The sequence below is a fragment of the Pontibacter mangrovi genome (assembly GCF_006385705.1).
GTDB classification, from domain to species: domain Bacteria; phylum Bacteroidota; class Bacteroidia; order Cytophagales; family Hymenobacteraceae; genus Pontibacter; species Pontibacter mangrovi.
Window position 1 is genome coordinate 136,275 of record NZ_VFRQ01000009.1, and the last position, 20,014, is coordinate 156,288.

Consider the following 20,014-nt stretch of genomic DNA (forward strand, 5'->3'; position numbering starts at 1 on the left):
CATGACCTATATTCCATCGGCCACCTACCGGGTGCAGACCTCACCCAAATTCAGGCTGAGCGACATTAAAGAACTTATTCCGTACCTGCACGAGCTGGGGATCAGCACGGTTTACTCGGCTCCCTTTTTTTGTGCCCGCCCCGGCAGCGAGCACGGCTACGACGTGACCGCCCCCTACGACATAAACCCTGAGGTAGGGACGCAGAAGGAGCTGCAGGAGGTGGCGCAGGAGCTCAAAAAGCGGCACATGGGCTGGCTGCAGGACATCGTGCCCAACCACATGGCATTTCACCAGGACAATGTATGGCTGATGGATGTGCTGGAAAAGGGGCCGCAGTCGCACTTTTATACCTTCTTCGACATCGACTTTCACCACCCCGACTTTAACGGGCAGGTGATGGTGCCTTTTTTAGGAGATCCGCTGGAAAAAGTGCTGGCGCAGAATCAACTGGCCCTGCAACTGAGCGAGGGGGGCATCAGCCTGAACTACTACGATAACCGGCTGCCGCTAAGCGTGGCCAGCTACCGGTTTCTGCTGCAGGAGGCGCTGCAGGCATCGGGCAACCCGGCGGTAACGCCGCAGGCCGAGCAGAGCCTGAAGGAGCTGGCGCTTTTAGAGGCTGAGGAAAGCATAAACCCGGCCGCCTGGGGCAACTTTAAGAAAAAGCTATACCAGCAGGAGGCGCTGCGGCAGGCGCTGGAGCAGGTGCTGCAACGTATAAACAGCAAAGAGAAAAAACTGCAGAAGCTGCTGCAGCAACAGCATTTTATACTTTGCCACTGGCAGGAGACGGAGCGGCAGATCAATTACCGCCGCTTCTTTACGGTAAATGACCTGATCTGCCTGCGCATGGAGCACCCTGAGGTGTTTGAGCAGTACCATCAGTTTATAAAGCAGCTCTGCGACAAGGGGCTGGTGCAGGGCCTGCGCGTAGACCACGTGGACGGCCTTTATGACCCGGCCACGTACCTCAGGCGCCTGCGCCAGCTGGCGGGCCCGGAGCAGTATGTGGTGGTGGAGAAAATCCTGGAGGGCGAAGAGCAGCTGCCTGCCACCTGGCCCCTACAAGGCAACAGCGGCTACGATTTTCTGGCCTGGGTGAGCAACCTGTATACGTCCGCCAAGGCCCGCGACAACATCACCCAAACCTACAGCCAGCTGGTGCCCGATGCCGCCTCGGACTATGAGCAGCTGGTGTTCGATAAAAAAACCTTTATCCTGACCAATTACATGCAGGGGGAGCTGGAGAATTTGCTGCGCCTGCTACAGGAGCGGCACCTGCTGCCCCTGGAACAGGAGGAGCAGTGGCGGAAGGCGCTGGCCACAATGCTGGCTGCCTGGCCGGTGTACCGCATCTACAGCAACGCTTTGCCTGTCTCGAAAGAGGATATGGAAATTGTGGAAGAGGCTTTTGAGGAGGCGCACAGGCAAGCCCCCGAACTGGCAAGCCAGCTGCAGCACCTGCGTACGCTCTTCACCCTTACCCCTGCCGATACCGAGGAAACGCGGCACCATAAAGGATACTTTATGATGCGCAGCCAGCAGTTTACCGGTCCGTTGGCAGCCAAGGGTGTGGAGGATACCACCTTTTATAACTATAACCGCTTAATTTCGCTGAACGAAGTAGGCAACAGCCCCGCCATCTTCCATCTGTCGCCCGAGAGCTTTCATGAGCGCATGCTGCACCGCCAGCGCACCTACCCGCACTCCATGAACGCCACCGCCACCCACGATACCAAGCGCGGCGAAGATGCCCGCCTGCGGCTGAACGTACTGACAGAACTGGCTGAGGAATGGGAGCAGAAAGCCAAACAATGGATAAAGATCAGCAAGAAGTATACTTCCGAGCCTACGGAGAACGATGTATACTTTCTGCTACAGACGCTGCTGGGGGTGATGCCGATGGGCGGGGAAGTGGACGACACGCTGGTGGCGCGGGTGCAGGAATACCTGGAGAAAGCTCTGCGCGAGGCCAAAAACAAGTCTGACTGGTCGGCACCGAACGAGCAATATGAGCAGGCGATGAAGGCCCTGGTGCAGCAGCTGCTGGTGCAGGACGAGGATTTCATGCATACCTTCCAGCCCTTCTTTCTGAAAGTGGCACACTATGGCTGCCTTTACTCGCTTGGCCAAACGCTGCTTAAAGTTACCTGCCCCGGCGTGCCGGACATTTACCAGGGCACTGAGCTGTGGGACCTGAGCCTGGTGGACCCCGACAACCGCCGCCCCGTAGACTATGAGCTGCGCCGCCGGTATCTGCAGGAGCTACAGCAGGCCGGGGAGCAAAGTACAAACAAGCTGCATGAGGCCCTCTTGCACCATCCCGAGAACGGGAAGGTAAAGCTATACTTGCTGCACAAAGCCCTCAGCACCCGCCGCGCCCTGCAAACGCTTTTCGATAAAGGAGAGTATGTGCCGTTGCAGGTGCAGGGACCAAAGCAGGCGCACGTGCTGGCTTTTGCACGCCACCACCAGGGGCAATGGGCGCTGGTGGCCGTGCCGCTGCTGGTGGCAGAGTTGGCCGGCAGCCACGACCAGCCGCTGGGCCGCGCGGTATGGCAGGATACCCGTATACTTTTGCCTGAAAACGCGCCGCAGCAATGGCAGCAGGTATTAGGTGAAGGCACGTTAAACGCAGCACCGGCCCTGCCCGTAGCAGAAGTGTTTGCAACGTTTCCGGCAGCATTGTTAACTGCCGGCAGTTAGTTGATCGTTATTCGTTGATCGTTATAGGTTGTTAGTTATTTATTAATGGCTTTTAGGTGATTGCTTCAGACGAAGGCGCAACGTTTGGCGCTTCTACAACTTTATAACCTTCTAACTTTTTAATTTTCTAACTACTACAACTCTCTAACTCCTGAACTCCTAAACTCTTAATTTCTACTATGATCGTACCTGAACGCAGCGCGGGCATTCTGCTCCACATCACCTCCCTTCCCTCCCGCTTCGGCATCGGAGATCTGGGGCCGGAGGCGTATACTTTTGCAGACCAGCTGCAGCAGGCGGGGCAGCGGTACTGGCAAATCCTTCCGCTCAACCCTACCGAGACCAGCTACGGAAACTCGCCCTACAGCAGCCACTCGGCCTTTGCCGGCAACCCGCTGCTCATCAGCCCGGAGGAACTGGTGCGCGATGGCCTGTTGCACAGCAAGGACCTGCAGCACAACGAGAAGTTCGACGAGGAGCGGGTGGACTTTCGGCAGGTAACTCGGTATAAGCACAAGCTGCTGCGCAAGGCCTACAAAAACTTTAGCGAGGAGCTGCCCGATGTGCTCTGGAAAGACTTTGCCCGGTTTCAGAAAGAGCACAAGCTGTGGCTGCAGGACTATGCCCACTTTGTGGCCTTCAACCAGCACTTCAACCATAAAAGCTGGACTGAGTGGCCACAAGAGCTAAAGTGGCGCGACAAGCAGGCGGTGGGGCAACTGGCAGAGGAGCTGAGTGAGCAGGTGGAGTATGAGATGTTCCTGCAGTTCCTGTTTTACCGCCAGTGGCAGCGGCTAAAGGACTATTGCCACAGCAGAGGCATCCTCTTTTTCGGGGACATGCCCTTTTACGTGAGCCACGACAGCGCCGACGTTTGGAGCCACCCTGACATCTTTAAGCTCGATAGCGAGGGAAAACCGACCGCCGTATCGGGTGTGCCGCCGGATTACTTTAGCGAAACAGGGCAGCTCTGGGGTACGCCGGTATTTGATTGGAAGGTGCTAAAAGAGCGGGACTTTGATTGGTGGCTGCACCGCGTTGAGCACAACCTGCAGCTATTCAGCCTGCTGCGCCTGGACCACTTCCGGGCTTTCTCGGCTTATTGGGAAGTGCCCGCCGGCGAAAAGACCGCCATCAACGGCAAATGGGTAAAATCGCCTGGAGCGGCTCTTTTAAAGCTTGTGCAGCAGGAGTTTCAGGAGCTGCCGATTGTGGCTGAGGACTTGGGCGAGATTGACCAGCCGGTGCGCACCCTGATGGAGAGGTTTAAGCTGCCGGGCATGCGCGTGCTGCTGTTCGCCTTTGGCGAGGACCTGCCGCAGAGCCTGTACGCCCCGCACAACCACATCCAGAACAGCATTGTGTATACCGGCACCCACGATAACAATACCGTGCGCGGCTGGTACAAGCACGATGCCTCCAAAGCCGACAGGCACCGGCTGCGCGCCTACAGCACCCATCATATACACCAGAACAACGTGCACCGCATCCTGGACTGGCTGGCTTACAGCTCGGTGGCGCAACTGGCGGTGTTGCCCATGCAGGATATACTTGGGCTGGGGCAGCGCCACATCATGAACAAGCCCTCCACCAGCTCCGGGAACTGGGAGTACCGCCTGCTGCCGCACCAGTTTACAAAAGAGCACATCCAGGAGCTAAAAGAAATGGCCATTCGCTACGGCAGGTATCAGGAGCCTGAAGCAGAATAAGCTGGTGTTAGGCCAGGCTATACTTGTAGTTTGCAGGCAACCTATAGTATGGATGGATATTGTAAAAAGGGTGAAGGCTGCTGGCATTTGTCTCGCAAAATATTACCGGGAGAAGTTGGTTCACAAGTGTCCTGCCGCCTAAGCGCATAGGCTTGCCTATCAGCTGATGCTTACGTTGCGTTTTGTTTGTTATTTAGAGTCAAAGGTTTATCTTAGAGGCATCGCAGCATGTTTCACCCAAACCTCAACCGAACAAAACGATGGCACAGCAAAGCAGGCAGCTTACCTTGGGGGCAAAGGCCCAGAACTTTGCCCTTTTAGATATGATAACCGGCAACCTGGTGTCGCTGGAAGAGGCCGCCTCCCCTAAGGCCACCGTGATCATGTTTATCTGCAACCACTGCCCCTATGTGGAACACATTCTGCCAGCCCTTGTAGAAATAGCCCGAACCTACCAGGCACGAGGGGTAAGTTTTATCGCCATCAACGCCAACGACGCCAGCCAGTACCCACAGGACGGGCCGGACCACATGAAGGAACTTGCCAAACAAATGCAGTTCCCGTTCCCTTACCTCTACGACCAGACACAGCAGGTAGCCCGCACCTATCAGGCTGCGTGTACCCCCGAGTTTTTTGTGTATGACGGTGGCCTCCGCCTCTGTTACCATGGCCAGTTCGACAGTTCCAGACCAAAGAATGACATCGCTGTCACCGGGGAGGACCTACGCCATGCCTTGGATGCCCTCTTGGCTGGCAGGCCAGTGCCGGCGCAACAGCGCCCCGGCATAGGCTGCAGCATCAAGTGGCGGGTAGCTTAAGCCTGCTCCGGTGAGGGCAGGTCTGCTTTGTGCTCGCTCACGAGTTCTTTCATGGCTGTTACGTGGTCCAGGTACTGCGAGGTATACTTGTCGTTTGCCGCGTGCACGTACATGGTCGTGCCTCCCTTTACTGCATTGATCACGTCTTCGTGCTCCTCCATGGGTATGGCCGGGCATCCCAGGCTGCGGCCCAGGCGGCCTGCCTGATCAATAAAATCCTCCGTGGCATAGTCAGCGCCGTGAACCACAATGCAGCGGTCGCGGGCATTGGTGTTAAAGCCCTCGTCCAGCCCATCCAGGCGAAGCGAGAGGCCGTGCTTGCCGTAATAGGTGTCGGATGTGACGTAAAAGCCAATGCTGCTCATGTACGAGCCGCTATCGTTCGAGAAGCTCTCGGCAAACTCATTGCCCGAGTTTCGGCCATGCGACACATACGTATTAAACAAAAGCACCTTCTTCTCCACATCCACTACCCAAAGCCGCTTCTCGTTAGAGGACTTCGTAAAATCCACAATAGTGATGTAGGGCTTGCCTGACACTTCGTTGTTGTGGCGCATGTTGTAGTAGCCCGTTAAGGCTTTGTTAAACACTTCAAAGCGCAGCCCCGTTTCCTGCAGTTGCATGTGGCTGTAGAGGTTGTAGGCAACCTGGTTAAAACGCATCAGTTTCACGTTGGCCATGCGGCGCTTCAGCATTTCTGGTTTGGTACCCGGCGTGGCATTTCCTGTTTGCACAGGCGTGGCCACCGGTGCGAGCACAAGCGGCGCAAACAGGGGCAACAGGTTTCGCTTCAGCTTCCGCCGCATATATCTCCATCTTGGCTTTCTCATCTCTTCAGAATATTATACTTACAGATTTTACGGCCATGCGCCACTACGGTTTAAAAACAACGGTGCTTACAGTTCTTCCCACCCACCTGTTGCACGATGCTCGCCGCCTGCCCTGAAGCTTTGCGGCCAGCCGTGCTTGCCTCTGGCAGCGCTGGCTGCCTGTGCGTTTCGTGAACACCAAGTTAGCTGGTAAAAAGGCACCTTCATCCTTGGTTTGCCCTTAATTGCCTGGGAAAAGCGTGTTCTTTCTGCCCAAGGTTACAGCCACAGTGGCCGATATTGCTTATATTTACAGGGATACACAACCAAAAACCATTTGCCTTTGAAGTTAGCTGCCATAGATATAGGGTCTAATGCGGTGAGATGCCAGATCTCCAGCGTACTGAATCAGCACGGGAGAGTTTTCTTTAAAAAAGTAGAATACATCCGCTACGCCATCCGTTTTGGCGAGGATGTGTTTAATACCGGCTACATCAGCGACCTGAAAATTGAGAAGTTTGTAAAGCTACTGAAAGCCCTGCAGCTGCTGCTGGATGTGCACGACGTAGACCACTATATGATCTGCGCCACCTCGGCCATGCGCAGCTCGCTAAATGCCCCGGAGATAATTGAGCGGGTGCGCGAAGAAGTGGGCATGGAGATACAGGTTATCGACGGGGAGACCGAAGCTGACCTGATCAACAAGGTTATCTATAATTTCCTGGATGAGCGCAACTACCTGCACATCGACGTGGGCGGCGGCAGCACCGAGTTCAACATCTATGTGAACCGGGAGAAAATGGCGTCGCAGTCGTTTGAGCAGGGCTCTATCCGCCACATGCATGGCCGCGACTCTGAGGAAATGTGGAACAGCATGCGCACCTGGATCGAGACCAACGCGAAGAAGTATCACCTTTCGCGCGCCATCGGCACGGGCGGCAACATCAACAAGATCTATGAAATTGCCGGTAAATCTTCTGGCAAGCCTATTTTCCGGAAGCAGATCGAGGAAGTGGCCAGCTACATTGCCAGCCTAAGTATGGAGCAGCGCATCACAGACCTCCTCTTAAACCCGGACCGCGCCGATGTGATTGTGCCTGCCTCCGAAATATACCTTTCGGCCATGAAATGGGCTAAGCTGGAAAGTATGATCGTGCCAGCCGTGGGCCTCAAAGACGGTATGCTGCACTCCCTCTACGAGCGCTACCACCCCGAGCGGTTTGTAATTACCAAGATCAGCTAATAGTAATTGTCCGGTATTCGTTGTTTGTGCAGGTAGTACATGTTTTAAAACATCATACTTGCTACAAACCCGCAACGGATACCGGACAACCCATACTTACACCAGGTCCAGTTCTTCGGTAGCGTAGGCCTTGTTGAAAAAGAGCTTGTGGATGTCCACCAGTTCCTCGTTGGCACCGGCGCGGCGCCTTACGTACGTGCCGTCCTCCCGCATACTATAAGAGTTCTGGTTATCCAGCAGGTTATAGTACAGGATGTTGATGGCCTCCCGCTTCAGCTCTGCGTTAGTGATGAGGAAGAGCGCCTCGATACGGCGGTCGAAGCTGCGCACCATCATATCGGCGCTGCCGCTGTACACTTTCGGGTCGCCGTTGTTGTGGAAGTAGTACAGGCGCGAGTGCTCCAGGTACTCCCCCACGATGCTTTTCACGGTGATGTTCTCACTCAGGTCTTCGCGGCCCGGGCGCAGGCAGCAGATGCCCCGCACAATGAGCTTTACCGGCGCACCCGCCCTGGAAGCCTTGTACAGTTCATCAATCACCTCTTTGTCCTCCAGCGAGTTTATTTTGATCACGATGCCGCTTTTCAACCCTTTTTTGGCGTTGCGGGCCTCGTGCCGGATCAGCTCGATCAGGTGGCTGCGCATGCCCTTTGGAGACGTGATCAGGTATTTATACTCGTTAGGCCGGGAGTGGCCGGTGATAACGTTAAAGAACTCCGACACGTCGTGGGCATAGATCTCATTTGTCGTCAGCAGGCTCACGTCGGAGTACAGGCGGGCCGTCTGCTCGTTGTAGTTGCCGCTGCCAATGTGCACGTAGCGCGTCACCTTCTCCCCTTCCTTGCGGATGATCATCATCATTTTGGTGTGCGTTTTATACTTGCTGATGCCGTAGATCACAAAACACCCGGCTTTCTCCAGACGCTCTCCCTCTTTGATGTTGCGCTCCTCATCAAAGCGCGCCTTCACCTCGAACAGCACCGATACGTGCTTCCCGTTCTCAGCCGCTTTCAGGAGGGCTGCCGTGACACGGCTTTGGTCTGCCAGGCGGTAAATCGTCTGCTTTATCCCCAGCACCGAGGGGTCCTCGGCGGCGCGCTCCAGCAGGTTTACCACCGGCTCCATGCTGTTGTAAGGGTGGTGCAGCAGCACATCGTGCTCTTTCAGGTACTCAAACATGTCCACGCCATCGCTAGGCAGGCTAACCGGAAGCACCGAGGCTGGTTGCCTAAAGCCGCGGTCCTTAAACTGGCGGTGGTTCACGATCTGCCACAGGCCGCGCAAATCCAGCTGGCTGTTGATGGTAAACACGTTGGCATTGTCGATCACCCAGCGCTCCTTCAGGATCTTCATCATAAACTGCGAGGGATTCCGCTCTACCTCCAGGCGCACCACGCGGCCTTTTTTGCGCGTTTTCAGCTTAGCTTTGATCTCCTGCACAAAGTCCGCCTCCAGGTCATCCGACTCTTCCAGGGTGAAGTCGCCGTTGCGGGTAATCCGGAACAGGTTTACAGAAACGATCTCCACGTTGCGGAACAGCTTCTTGATCTTCCAGCGCACAATCTCCTCAATAGCCACAAAAATGATCTTGTCTTTGCGGTTGATCTCGTAAAAACGGGCCAGGTTCTGCGGTATCTGCACAAAAGTTACCCTGTCCTGCGGCTTGCCCTCGTCGGTTACCCGGGTTACCACGCCAAAGGTTAGCAGCTGGTTCATGAGCAGCGGAAAGCCGTGGTAGTTATCAAAAACCATGGGCGTGAGCAGCGGGTACAGCGTGTTCTTAAAGTAGGAGTCTACTTTTTTCTGCTCGATCTCCGTCAGTTCGTTTACCTTCAGTATGTCAAAGCCGTTCTTGGCGAATAGCGGCTTCAGCTCGTTGTTGAAGGTCAGGTACTGGTCGTTTACAAAGCGGTGGGCGTAATCGAGCAGCTTCTTTCGGAAGGGCAGCTCGCGCAGGCCGGAGTAGTCGGTACGCTCTTTTCCGTAGTCGAGGTAATTGTACAAGCTACCCACCCGGATCATAAAAAACTCGTCGAGGTTAGACGAGGTAATGGCCAGAAACTTCAGCCTGTCGAAAAGGCTTTTGCCGGCATCGCGGGCCTGGTCCAGCACGCGGTAGTTAAAGCGCAGCCAGCTCAGGTCGCGGCTAATGTACTTACTTTTCTTTATCTGGTCAGAAACCTTACTGATAAGCATGTCTTCTATATTTTTAGGCGCCCGCCCCCTTGTTTTCGGTGCCTGGCCCCGCTGTATTTCCTAAACCCAAAATATAAGGATAAAGTATAGCTTATGCCTCATATTGCTGAAAATTTCTTTCGTACCGGGTTTCCGGCCGCACCCCTGGGCAAATAGCCGCGTACAAGCAGTAGCATCAACCAAAACTGCCATGTCATCAGCTACCGCCATACCACCTGTTCTGGATGAGTTTCCGCCACTGCCCCTGGAGGAGTGGGAGAGCACCAAAGATACGCTTCATTTATACTTGCAGGTCATCGGCAAAATCCGGCTCAAGCTGATGCCGCGCCGCAACCACTGGTGGAACGTGACGCTGTACGTAAGCAGCCGCGGTTTGGCTACAGGCCCCATCCCCTATAAGTTTTATACGTTTGAGTGTGCGTTCGATTTCATTGACCACCAGCTAACCATTTGCACCAGCACCGGCGCTACAGAAAGCATCCCCTTGCAGGATGGCCTGAGCGTGGCTGCGTTCTATGAACAGGTGATGAAGGCGCTGGAGGTGCTCGGCATTCACGTGACGCTTCAGGCCACACCCTACGACAATAAAAGCACCATCCCGTTTGCGCAGGACCATACCCATGCCACCTATCACCCCGAGCAGGTGCACCGCTACTGGCGCGTGCTGGTTACCGTAGACCAGGTCTTAAAAGAGTTCAGCGGCCGCTTCTACGGCAAAACCTGCCCGGTGCAGCTCTACTGGCACCACCTCGACCTGACGGTAACGCGCTTTTCCGGCAAGCGGGTGCCCGTAAACCCCGACGCCAGCCAGGTGGAAAAAGATGCCTACTCGCATGAAGTAGTTAGCTTCGGTTTTTGGCCCGGCGACGACCAGGTGCGGTTTCCGGCTTTTTACTCGTATACTTTCCCCTCACCGGAGGGACTGGACAAAGAGCCGCTGCAGCCGGCGCAGGCCAGCTGGGTAGACAGCAACGGAAGCCCCATGGCTGTGCTTAACTACGAGGAACTGCGCCAACTGAGCAACCCGCGGCAGGCCCTGCTCAACTTCCTGGAAAGCGCCTACCAGGCAGGCGCCCGGCTGGCCAAGTGGCCCGTGGAGGAATTAACGGTGCCGCCCTTGGAGGCGCTGTAGGCATGAATTACCTATCAAAAAGTATGAATTACAAGTTGCGATGAACACCCTACCCCATCGGAGAGGGAAATCATGTTACAAATATGAGAATTCCCCTCCTCTGGACTACCGAGAACGGGAGTTAGAAGGTAGCGAGCGTAGCTCTAAGGGCTGGGTTTATACCTGCACACCAACTAGAAGGGCATCCTGAACAAAGTATAAAGTATAGGTATCGGTCGTTCTAAAGTATAAGCCTTATCTTTGCAGGCCTTTTAGACACTATAAACAGCAACCTCATGTCTTTTTCCTCCCTTGGCTTGTCGGCTCCCCTGGTACGCGCAGTAGAGACGCAGCACTATACTTCGCCCTATCCCATTCAACAGCAAGCCATTCCTGCCATGCTGCAGGGAAAAGACATACTTGGTTTGGCGCAAACCGGCTCCGGCAAAACGGCCAGCTACGTGCTGCCCATCCTGGAGGTACTGCAGCGCAAGGCTCCCACTCAAAACAGGGCAGTGCCTATACTGGTACTGGTGCCGACACGCGAACTGGCCATGCAGGTAGCCCAAGTGCTGCAATCCTTTGCTGCCGACCTGCCGCGCCAGGTAAAGTCGATGGCGGTGTTTGGAGGTGTATCGGTTAACCCGCAGATGATGAAGCTGCACGGCACCGACGTACTGATTGCCACCCCTGGCCGCCTGCTGGACCTGGTGGACCGCAAAGCCCTACAGCTATCGGAGGTGGAAGTGCTGGTGCTGGATGAGGCAGATAAAATGCTGCACCTTGGCTTTAAGGAAGAGATGGAGAAGATCTTTGCGCTGCTGCCAGCCAGGCGTCAGAACGTGCTCTTTTCCGCTACCCTGCATGAGGAAGTGGCTTTTCTGGTGGCTGATATGCTGCACAACCCGATAAAGATCAAAATTGAGGAAGAAGCCGTTGTACCGGAGCTGATCAACCAGATGGCCTACCAGGTGGCCGCCGAGCGCAAAGGGCCCTTGCTGCGCTACCTTATCAAGCAGCATGACATGCAACAGGTGCTGGTGTTTGCCTCGTCTATCCGGACGGCTAATAACGTGGTGGGTAAGCTTGTAAAGAACGGCATAGAGGCGGCCGCCTTTCACGGGGACAAGAGCCAGGGCGCCCGCACCGAGGCGCTGCGCCGGTTTAAGGCTGGCAACGTGCGCGTACTGGTCGCCACCGACCTGGCCGCACGCGGCATCGACATCAAATTCCTGCCCCACGTGATCAATTATGAACTGCCCCGCTCCCCCAAAGACTACGTGCACCGCATAGGCCGCACGGGTCGTGCCGAAACCTCCGGCGAAGCGCTCTCCCTTATCTCTCCAGACGAAGAGCATCACTTTAAGGTGATCCAGAAAAAGATGGGCAAGCGCGTGCCGATGACCCCGACAGATGACATCGACCTGGCTAGGTTTTAGGAAGAAAATAATCAGGAATTGCCGAGTAATATTATTCTGTCATTCTGAAAGAATCCCGGTAAAAGCTGTAGTGGTGCATGACCAGACTTTATTGAGTTCGCCCACAAGATCCTTTCAGGATGAGAAAAATATGCTATTGAACTTGTGAAGATGAACGTAAACTAAAACAGGCGAGCTGGTTGGCTCGCCTGTTTTAGTTTTTTACTTGTACTCCCTGTTACGGAATCCATTTGATGTTGGAGAAATCAGGTTTGCGCTTCTCCAGGAATGCGTTTCTGCCTTCTTTCGCTTCTTCGGTCATGTACGCCAGGCGGGTGGCCTCACCGGCAAACACCTGCTGCCCCACCATGCCGTCATCGGTCAGGTTAAAGGCAAATTTCAGCATCTTGATGGAGGTTGGCGATTTGGCCAGTATCTCCTGCGCCCACTGGAAAGCAGTGGCTTCCAATTCCTCGTGCGGCACCACGGCGTTTACCATACCCATGTCATAAGCCTCCTGTGCAGAGTAGTTTCTGCCCAGGAAGAAGATCTCGCGGGCACGCTTCTGCCCTACCATCTTCGCCAGGTAAGCAGAGCCATAGCCCCCGTCGAAACTGGTTACGTCGGCATCTGTCTGCTTAAAGATCGCGTGCTCTTTGCTGGCCAGCGTCAGGTCGCAAACGACGTGCAGCGAGTGACCGCCACCAACTGCCCAGCCCGGCACCACGGCCATCACCACTTTCGGCATAAAGCGGATCAGGCGCTGCACCTCCAGGATGTTCAGGCGCGGCATTCCACTCTCATCCACATACCCTTGGAAACCGCGCGCGTTCTGATCCCCGCCGCTGCAGAATGAGTACACCCCGTCTTTGGTAGAAGGGCCTTCGGCGGAAAGCAACACGACGCCGATGTCGGTATCCTCGCGGGCGTCCAGGAAAGCCTCGAAAAGCTCTGCCACGGTTTTCGGGCGGAAGGCGTTGCGCACATTCGGCCTGTTGAAGGCAATACGGGCCACCCCACCCGACTTTTTATAGGTGATATCTTCGTATTCTTTAACTGTAATCCAGTTTGCTTGACTCATATCTTCAATTTTTTTGTAAAAATACGGCTTTTCATACTTTGGTGCCAACGCAGCGGGTGATTTGCTGGAGAAGCAATGGCTGAGGCTGTATTTTATACTTTGGCAAGCCCCTTCCTGCCGCAAGATTAGCGGAGCGTAATTTATGGCTATTAGTGAAAGTATAAACCGTACAATCCACGCAAGCTGAAAGCTTGGCCCGTGGGAAACCACGAGTTGAAAACTCGCAGTAGGTTAGCTGAATGTGTACTTTGTCTCCTGATCGTAGCCTTGTCTAAGGGGAGTTTGTTCATTGCTGTTACTCATGTATAAGTTTCATAGCTGCTGCCCTCGCGCGGCCAAGTCTCAACCTGTCCCTACAAAGTACAAACCCACCCCTTCCCCTCCCGAGAGGGCTATTTTACCTACCGATTTTTTTCTGCTCACCCAGAAAGCCAATTGCAAGCAGGCTTCATGCTTTGCCATATATACGCTGTTGCTAAACTTGCGGCATCTGATGATGGCCGCTCCAAAGCATAAACTTCTTACAAAAACCGAAAAAGCCGCTCCGGTTATACTTCCAGAGCGGCTTTTCATACTTTATACTTGCGTCAGGTCCGGGTTACCAGAGTCTGATTCTTTCCTCAGGCGATTTGTACAGCTTATCGCCAGGCTGCACGTTAAAGGCCTCGTACCAGGCATCCATGTTCACTACCGGGCCAACGGTCCTGTACTGGCCAGGTGAGTGCGGGTCGGTCACAATCTGCTGGGCAGCGGCCTCTGGCAGAATGTTGCCACGCCATACTTGCGCCCACGACAGGAAGAAGCGCTGATCCGGCGTAAAGCCATCGATCTTCTCATCTGACTGGCCCTGCTCGGTCATTTTAAAGGCTTCGTAAGCGGCGTTCAGGCCACCCAGGTCACCGATGTTCTCGCCCAGCGTCAGCTTGCCGTTCACATGCACTGTGTCCAGCACGGTATAGGCGTCGTACTGCTCCTGCAGCGTTTTGGCTTTCTCCTCAAACCGGATGCGGTCCTGCTCTGTCCACCAGTTGCGCAGCGTACCGTCTTTGTCGTACTGGCTACCGGAGTCGTCAAACCCGTGCGAGATCTCATGGCCGATCACAGCACCGATACCGCCGTAGTTCACCGCGTCATCCGCGTTCGGGTCGAAGAACGGGAACTGCAGGATACCTGCCGGAAAAACGATCTCGTTCATCACCGGGCTATAATAGGCATTCACCGTCGGAGGTGTCATGCCCCACTTGGTTCTGTCCACCGGCTTGCCCAGCTGACTGACCATGTCGTTGTAGCCCCAAACGCCCGCGTTGCGCACGTTCTGGAAGAATGATTTGCGGCTGATTTCCAGACCTTCGTAATCTTTCCACTTATCCGGGTAGCCTACCTTCGGACGGAAAGCATGCAGCTTGGCCAGCGCTTTCTCCTTGGTCTCGGCACTCATCCAGTCCAAGTTGTTGATGCGGATCTCGTAGGCTTTGATCAGGTTACCGATCAGCTCGTTCATTCTGGCTTTTGCCTCCGGCTTGAAGTGCTTCTGCACATACAGTTGGCCCAGCAGCTCGCCAATGGTCCGGTCTGTCATCTGAGACATGGTTTGCCAGCGCGGCGTCTGCACTTTCTGGCCCGTCAATGCCTGCGAGTAAGCAAAGTTAGCATCCACAAACGGCTTGCTCAGGTATGGCGCCGCAGATTTCAGCACGTTCCACTGCAGGTAGGTTTGCCAGTCTTCTATGGGCGTGGAGGTAAGCAGGCCGTTCAGTTCGGTAAAGAACTTCGGGTTGTTCACCAGCACGGTATCTTCTCCGGTTACTTTCATGTTGGCCATCAGCGGCTGCCAGTCCACGTTCGGGGTGGTCTTGCTGAAGTCGGCAACGGCAAACTTGTTGTATGTTTTATACGGGTCGCGCATTTCCACACGCGCCATCTGCGCTGCAGCCAGCTTTTTCTCTAGGTTAAAGATAGTCTCGGCGTTTTGCTTTGCCTCCTTCTCAGAAGAACCGGTCAGGCTAAACAGCTGGGTGATGTAGGTTTTGTAGGCCTCCTGAATTTTCTGGCTGCGGGCGTCGTCCTTCAGGTAGTAGTCGCGGTCTGGCAGCGTGGTGCCGCCCTGGCTAAACTGCGGGATCATAACATCCACGTTCTTGCGGTCCTGCCCTACATAGAAGCCGAACATAGGAGAGCCCACGCCGGAAGTACGCTGGTAAGCCACCTCATTGAGAACGCCCTGCACGTTTTTCACTTTGCCGGCTCTTTTCAGGTCTTTCTTGATCGGCTTGTAGCCCAGTTTATCAATGGCGGCGCTGTCCATGGCGGCGGCGTAGAAGTCGCCTACGCGCTTTGTTACAGAGCCTGTCGCGGCGTTCTTATCGGCAGCTGCCTCGTTGAGGATATCCTTCACGGCCTGGATGTTGAACTCGCGCAGCAGGTTAAAGCTGCCCCAACGGGTTTCTTTGGCCGGCACCGGGTTGTTTTTCACCCATACGCCACTGGCATAAGTATAAAAGTCATCGCCTGGCTTTACCGAAAGGTCCATGTTGGCTTTGTCAATAAAGGGCGTTTTGGTGTCAGCCTGCTGCTGCGCGGAAGCGTCTGCGCCATACAGCACAGCAGCCCCGAAAAGTAATAGTCGGAGGTGATTCTTCCAATTCGACATGCTTTTCATCAATTTGTTAAAAGGTTGTAAAGTATAGATTAAAATGGAGGTGGTACCGAAGTAACAGTCCCGGCTCTAAAATACTGCTAAAAAATGGAAAATAGCTATATTTTACCCTCCTTGATGTTACACCAACAAAAGTAGGCGCTAAAAAATTCAGACGTATAAGTATAGCGATGTTGCTGCAAACCCTTCGACAGTTAGTACAAAAAGGGCTTACCCGCTTCCGGTTGATTAGAATGTGGATTGGCCCGAAGGTTTAATAGCCCGGTAGGAATACCAAAAAGAAAGCCTGCTATAGACGAAACTATAGCAGGCTTCCCTGTTTTAAACAAACATGCGGACAAAAGTCCGGCAAGCTTCAGCAAGCTTGAGTCAGGCATGTCGCCTGTCCGTTAAAAACCAGTATGTAGTATGTACTTTATTATACGCAATCGCCTTGGGGTGGTTTTACTAAAAAGGGTAAAATCAGCTTATAACCAACACTTTAGCTGGAGTGGTCGGCAATGATCTTCCATCCCTCCGGAAATTTCCGGAAGATAACAGAGAAGTAGCCCTCCAGGTCGCCTTTGGCAGCCTCACGGGCCAGGTGCCACTTGCCCACCACCAGCATCGTTTCCGGGGACAGCTGCCGCAGCTCTTTCAGCTTAAAATTAAGTTTGCCCATAGCCGAGGCATCCGGGTAACCTTTTTTATAGTTTGCCAATGTCTGCTGCCAACCATAGGTCAGGCCACGGGAGCCCACAAATAACAGCGAGTCGGACTGCCAGTAACCCTGCATGTAGCACTCCAGGTCGCCGCGGCTCCAGCAGGCAGCCTGATCTGCCAGCACCTGGCTCACCGCTGCCCGGTCACTGGCCGCACCAGATGGGCTTTTGGCGCTTCGGCAGCCGGCAAAACCAAACAGGCACAAGGCCAACAGGAGGTATAGCTTATTTTTCATCTTCCGGAGGTAAAATTTCTTTGATATAATTAGTGCCGCCCAACCTGCCCATCGCCCGCGCTATGCGTACCCTGCGCGTAAAGATATAACCCGATGGCCGGCGGGCCGAGTATTTGATGGGGTTAGGCAGCACTGCCGCCAAAAGCGCGGCCTGCATGCGGCCTACGTCTTTGGCCGGTTTGTTAAAGTATGCCTGCGAGGCCGCCTCCACGCCGAACACGCCATCCCCCATTTCGGCAATGTTCAGGTATACTTCCAGAATGCGCTGCTTGCCCCACAGCACTTCGATCAGCACTGTAAAGTAGGCCTCTACCGCTTTGCGCAGGTAGCTGCGCCCGTGCCACAGAAATACGTTTTTAGCCACCTGCTGGCTGATGGTGCTCCCGCCCCGGATCTTCCCACCCTCTTGGTTACGCGCAAAGGCGTCTGATATGGCATCGAAGTCGAAGCCGTGGTGCTGCAGAAATTTCTGGTCTTCTGAGGCCACCACCGCCAGCGGCAGTTGCGGCGACATTTCCTCCAGCGGCACAAAATCATACTTTATTTCGGGATGTTCTTTCGCTGCGGCGCCCGCCTCGGCGCGACGCTTGAGCATGTGCAGCGTAGCAGGCGGTGCCACCCAGCGGTACAGCAGCACCCATACGATGCTCATCAGAAAAAGGCTGAGCGCCAGCTTCACGAAAAGCAGCTTCAGCTGCCGCAGCCCCAGTTGTTTCTTAGCCATTTACGCCCTTTCTCATCAGGCCGCAAAGGTAAGCAGTTTAGGATATTTTCCTAACGCTGCCTTGCCCGCACAAAACGCTGCGCTAAGCAAAAGCGTAGGTAATGGGAGCAGTTTGCTGCCGCCCGTGTGGCAGCCATCACCCATTTAGCTGATCCTATGAGCAAGTACCTGCCGCTTTTCCCGCTGAGCATTGTAGTTTTTCCGGAGGAGAAACTAAACCTGCACGTATTTGAGCCACGCTACAAGCAGCTGGTGCTGGAATGTGTGGAAGAAGGCAAAACCTTCGGAATCCCGACCTTTATCAAAAACGGGGTGGGCCTGTTCGGCACGGAGATGGAGATCCTGCGCATCGAGAAGAAGTATGACAACGGCGAAATGGACATCCGCACCAAGGGGCTGCGCATCTTCAAGATCCTCAAGTTCGACAAAATGGCGCCCGGCAGGCTCTACGCCGGCGGCGAGGTGGAGTTTGTGGAGAACAAGTTTGACGAGGACATCATCACCAAAATGAAGATACGGGAGAAGCTGGAGAAACTCTACGAGACGCTTGGCCTGGGCAATTTGTATGAGGAACTGCCCGAGGACTTTAACAGCTACACGATCGGGCATCAACTTGGCCTGAACACCGAGCAGGAGTACACGCTGCTCCAGCTACTAAGCGAGCAGGAGCGCCAGGAGGCCATTCTGCAGCACCTGCAGCAGGTAATGCCCGTGCTGCAGGAGACAGAGCGGCTGAAGGAGCGCGTGAGGCTGAACGGCCACTTTAAAAACCTGACTCCCCCAAACTTTTAGGCTCCGGGCTGTTTATACGTTATGCTGCTATACTTTCTGATCATTGTTCCGGTGCTGATTTTATCGTTCCTGGTCTTTAGCTACTGGCAGGAGCGCAGGTACCGTCGCAAGCCTTTTTACAGGTTATCGGATGTGGGGTGGCAGCGGCACAGCCCGGCTACTGAGGCTCAGCTGCTGCACTCGGTGGCCCTGCTGGGCGATGTGGGCGCCGTAGCCACAGACGGTAGCGACCCGGTGTTAAAGCTGGTGAGCCAGTGGCAGGAAGAGGTGCAGGACAAGGGCTGCATGATTTTCCTGGGCGACAACCTCTACCCTATCGGGCTGCCCGAACCGGGCAACCGCCACCGGGATGCCGCCGAAATCCGCCTCAACACGCTGCTGCACTCTATAAAAAGCTATCCGGGCAAAGGCATTTTCCTGAGCGGCAACCACGACTGGCTGAAAGGGCGCGAGGGCGGCTACAAGCAAATGCAGCGGCAGGAATGCTATGTGCAGGAGCACCTGCCCCAACCCGACTGCTACCTGCCCCCGAAAGGCTGCCCGGGCCCCTACTCCTTGCAACTGACAGAAGGGCTGCTTTTGGTCGTGATCAACACGCAGTGGTTTGTGCAGCGCGGCTTTAAACCCATTGGCAGCCAGTACGGGTGCCCCTACGGCAACATTGAGGAGTTTTTTGTGCGCCTGAACAAGCTGCTCAAGCGTAACACGCACCAGCGCATTCTTATTGCAGGCCACCACCCCCTCTACAGCAATGCCATGCACGGCGGCAAGTTTACCATCAAGCAGCACCTTTTCCCGCTGACGGCCCTGCACAGGCGTTTCCTGGTACCCCTGCCGGTCTTTGGGTCGCTGTACCCGTTTTACCGCAAGCTTTTTGGTGCCTACGAGGACATGTCGCACCGCAAGTATAAAAAGATGCGCAAGCGCCTGCTCCGCATCCTGCACCGCTACAATAACCTGATCTACGTGGGCGGCCACGACCATAACCTGCAGCACTTTGAGGTGCAGGGCAACCACTACCTGGTAAGCGGCTCGGGCAGCAAACTGGCTTTCGTGAAAAAGGGCGGCAAGGCCACCTTTACGTTAGAGGAGCGCGGCTTTTTTATACTCAACTACTACAGTAACGGCCAGGTATGGATTGAGTGCCGCACCGTAACTGCCGACGCTCCGGAAAAGGGCCGGCTTGTTTTCAGAAAGCAGGTATGAGCCGGGTGGCACCAGAATCAGCCTGAAGCTTTTAAAGCAGAAGGCACCGCTGCAGCTTCTTCTCTCCCTTCATTTCTATACTTTACGCAAAACGTCAAAGAAAGCCCTATCACTCCTATCTTTGGGAACATAGCCGCCAGTACAATTTGACCAAGCTATTTTCCGTAAGCTAAGAGAAGGGAAGGAGAAAGCCCTAGCACTAGACACTTTGAAGATGTCGCTCCCAAGGAAGCCCTTCCCTTTCTCTTCATCTTGAAAACCTGAACAGTACCTTGGGGCTTTAGCCGTGGGATGAATTTGACTTTGTTTTGAACCACTCGATGTGGTAAAAAAGAAACAACAGTATACAGTTGGCATTCTTATAACTTTTCTCGTATATTTGTGCGATGAAGGAAGTCAAGCCGAAACGCTGGAAAACATCTTCCACCTCCGTCCACAACATCGGCTACCATCTGATATGGTGCCCCAAGTTCAGACGAAAGGTGCTGTCAGGTCATATAGAGGTTCGTCTGAAAGAACTGCTGATGGAGAAAGCCGGCGAGTTGGGTTTGCGTATCGAGAAAATGGAAGTGATGCCCGACCACGTTCATCTGCTGGTGAAAGCGTC

Annotated in this window: 15 protein-coding genes; 9 read left to right on the forward strand and 6 right to left on the reverse strand. The window is 54.6% G+C overall.

Annotated elements, in window-relative coordinates:
• Position 1 precedes the first annotated feature (1 nt).
• The 3 genes from treY (at position 2) to FJM65_RS16415 (ending at position 5,234) form a co-directional block, all read left to right on the forward strand.
• Complete coding sequence (gene treY, locus FJM65_RS16405; protein WP_140622639.1) at positions 2-2,707, forward strand: malto-oligosyltrehalose synthase; 2,706 nt, start codon at positions 2-4, stop codon at positions 2,705-2,707.
• A 179-nt stretch (positions 2,708-2,886) separates the two neighbouring features.
• The gene (gene malQ, locus FJM65_RS16410; protein ID WP_140622640.1) at positions 2,887-4,416 is read left to right on the forward strand and encodes a 4-alpha-glucanotransferase; all 1,530 of its coding nucleotides are present in this window, start codon (positions 2,887-2,889) and stop codon (positions 4,414-4,416) included.
• Positions 4,417-4,676: 260 nt separating this feature from the next.
• Positions 4,677-5,234, forward strand: coding sequence for a thioredoxin family protein (locus tag FJM65_RS16415; protein WP_140622641.1), 558 nt, complete (start codon positions 4,677-4,679; stop codon positions 5,232-5,234).
• Here FJM65_RS16415 and FJM65_RS16420 read toward each other — a convergent pair.
• The gene (locus tag FJM65_RS16420; RefSeq protein WP_239022989.1) at positions 5,231-6,040 is read right to left on the reverse strand and encodes a murein L,D-transpeptidase catalytic domain family protein; all 810 of its coding nucleotides are present in this window, start codon (positions 6,038-6,040) and stop codon (positions 5,231-5,233) included. The genes FJM65_RS16415 and FJM65_RS16420 overlap by 4 nt on opposite strands.
• Before the next feature lie 346 nt (positions 6,041-6,386).
• Between FJM65_RS16420 and FJM65_RS16425 the strand changes: the two genes are divergently transcribed.
• Positions 6,387-7,286 (forward strand): Ppx/GppA phosphatase family protein, encoded by a 900-nt coding sequence (locus FJM65_RS16425; RefSeq protein WP_140622642.1) that lies wholly within the window; start codon positions 6,387-6,389, stop codon positions 7,284-7,286.
• A gap of 96 nt (positions 7,287-7,382) precedes the next feature.
• Here the strand turns inward: FJM65_RS16425 and ppk1 are convergent, their stop codons facing one another.
• Complete coding sequence (ppk1, locus tag FJM65_RS16430) at positions 7,383-9,482, reverse strand: polyphosphate kinase 1 (RefSeq protein ID WP_140622643.1); 2,100 nt, start codon at positions 9,480-9,482, stop codon at positions 7,383-7,385.
• A gap of 190 nt (positions 9,483-9,672) precedes the next feature.
• On the opposite strand from ppk1, the gene FJM65_RS16435 reads away from it, so the two are divergent.
• Positions 9,673-10,614 (forward strand): DUF5996 family protein, encoded by a 942-nt coding sequence (locus FJM65_RS16435; protein WP_140622644.1) that lies wholly within the window; start codon positions 9,673-9,675, stop codon positions 10,612-10,614.
• A 275-nt stretch (positions 10,615-10,889) separates the two neighbouring features.
• The gene (locus tag FJM65_RS16440) at positions 10,890-12,032 is read left to right on the forward strand and encodes a DEAD/DEAH box helicase (RefSeq protein WP_140622645.1); all 1,143 of its coding nucleotides are present in this window, start codon (positions 10,890-10,892) and stop codon (positions 12,030-12,032) included.
• A 217-nt stretch (positions 12,033-12,249) separates the two neighbouring features.
• Here FJM65_RS16440 and FJM65_RS16445 read toward each other — a convergent pair whose 3' ends face one another.
• From FJM65_RS16445 to mtgA, 4 genes are all read right to left on the reverse strand, one after another.
• Positions 12,250-13,092, reverse strand: a complete 843-nt coding sequence (locus FJM65_RS16445; protein ID WP_140622646.1) for a 1,4-dihydroxy-2-naphthoyl-CoA synthase — start codon at positions 13,090-13,092, stop codon at positions 12,250-12,252.
• A 598-nt stretch (positions 13,093-13,690) separates the two neighbouring features.
• Entirely contained in the window at positions 13,691-15,622 is a 1,932-nt protein-coding gene (locus tag FJM65_RS16450; RefSeq protein WP_239022991.1) for a M13 family metallopeptidase, read from the reverse strand.
• 607 nt (positions 15,623-16,229) lie between these two features.
• Entirely contained in the window at positions 16,230-16,685 is a 456-nt protein-coding gene (locus tag FJM65_RS16455; RefSeq protein WP_140622648.1) for a YybH family protein, read from the reverse strand.
• Positions 16,675-17,409: a monofunctional biosynthetic peptidoglycan transglycosylase gene (mtgA, locus tag FJM65_RS16460; RefSeq protein WP_140622649.1), complete on the reverse strand. Its 735-nt coding sequence runs from the start codon at positions 17,407-17,409 to the stop codon at positions 16,675-16,677. Before mtgA ends, FJM65_RS16455 begins: the two co-directional genes overlap by 11 nt.
• A gap of 156 nt (positions 17,410-17,565) precedes the next feature.
• On the opposite strand from mtgA, the gene FJM65_RS16465 reads away from it, so the two are divergent.
• The 3 genes from FJM65_RS16465 to tnpA all read left to right on the forward strand — a co-directional run.
• Entirely contained in the window at positions 17,566-18,201 is a 636-nt protein-coding gene (locus tag FJM65_RS16465) for an LON peptidase substrate-binding domain-containing protein (RefSeq protein ID WP_140622650.1), read from the forward strand.
• Positions 18,202-18,222: 21 nt separating this feature from the next.
• Positions 18,223-19,407 (forward strand): metallophosphoesterase, encoded by a 1,185-nt coding sequence (locus tag FJM65_RS16470; protein ID WP_140622651.1) that lies wholly within the window; start codon positions 18,223-18,225, stop codon positions 19,405-19,407.
• A gap of 386 nt (positions 19,408-19,793) precedes the next feature.
• On the forward strand, positions 19,794-20,014 hold a 221-nt coding region (gene tnpA / locus FJM65_RS16475; protein ID WP_140622652.1), incomplete at its 3' end, for an IS200/IS605 family transposase.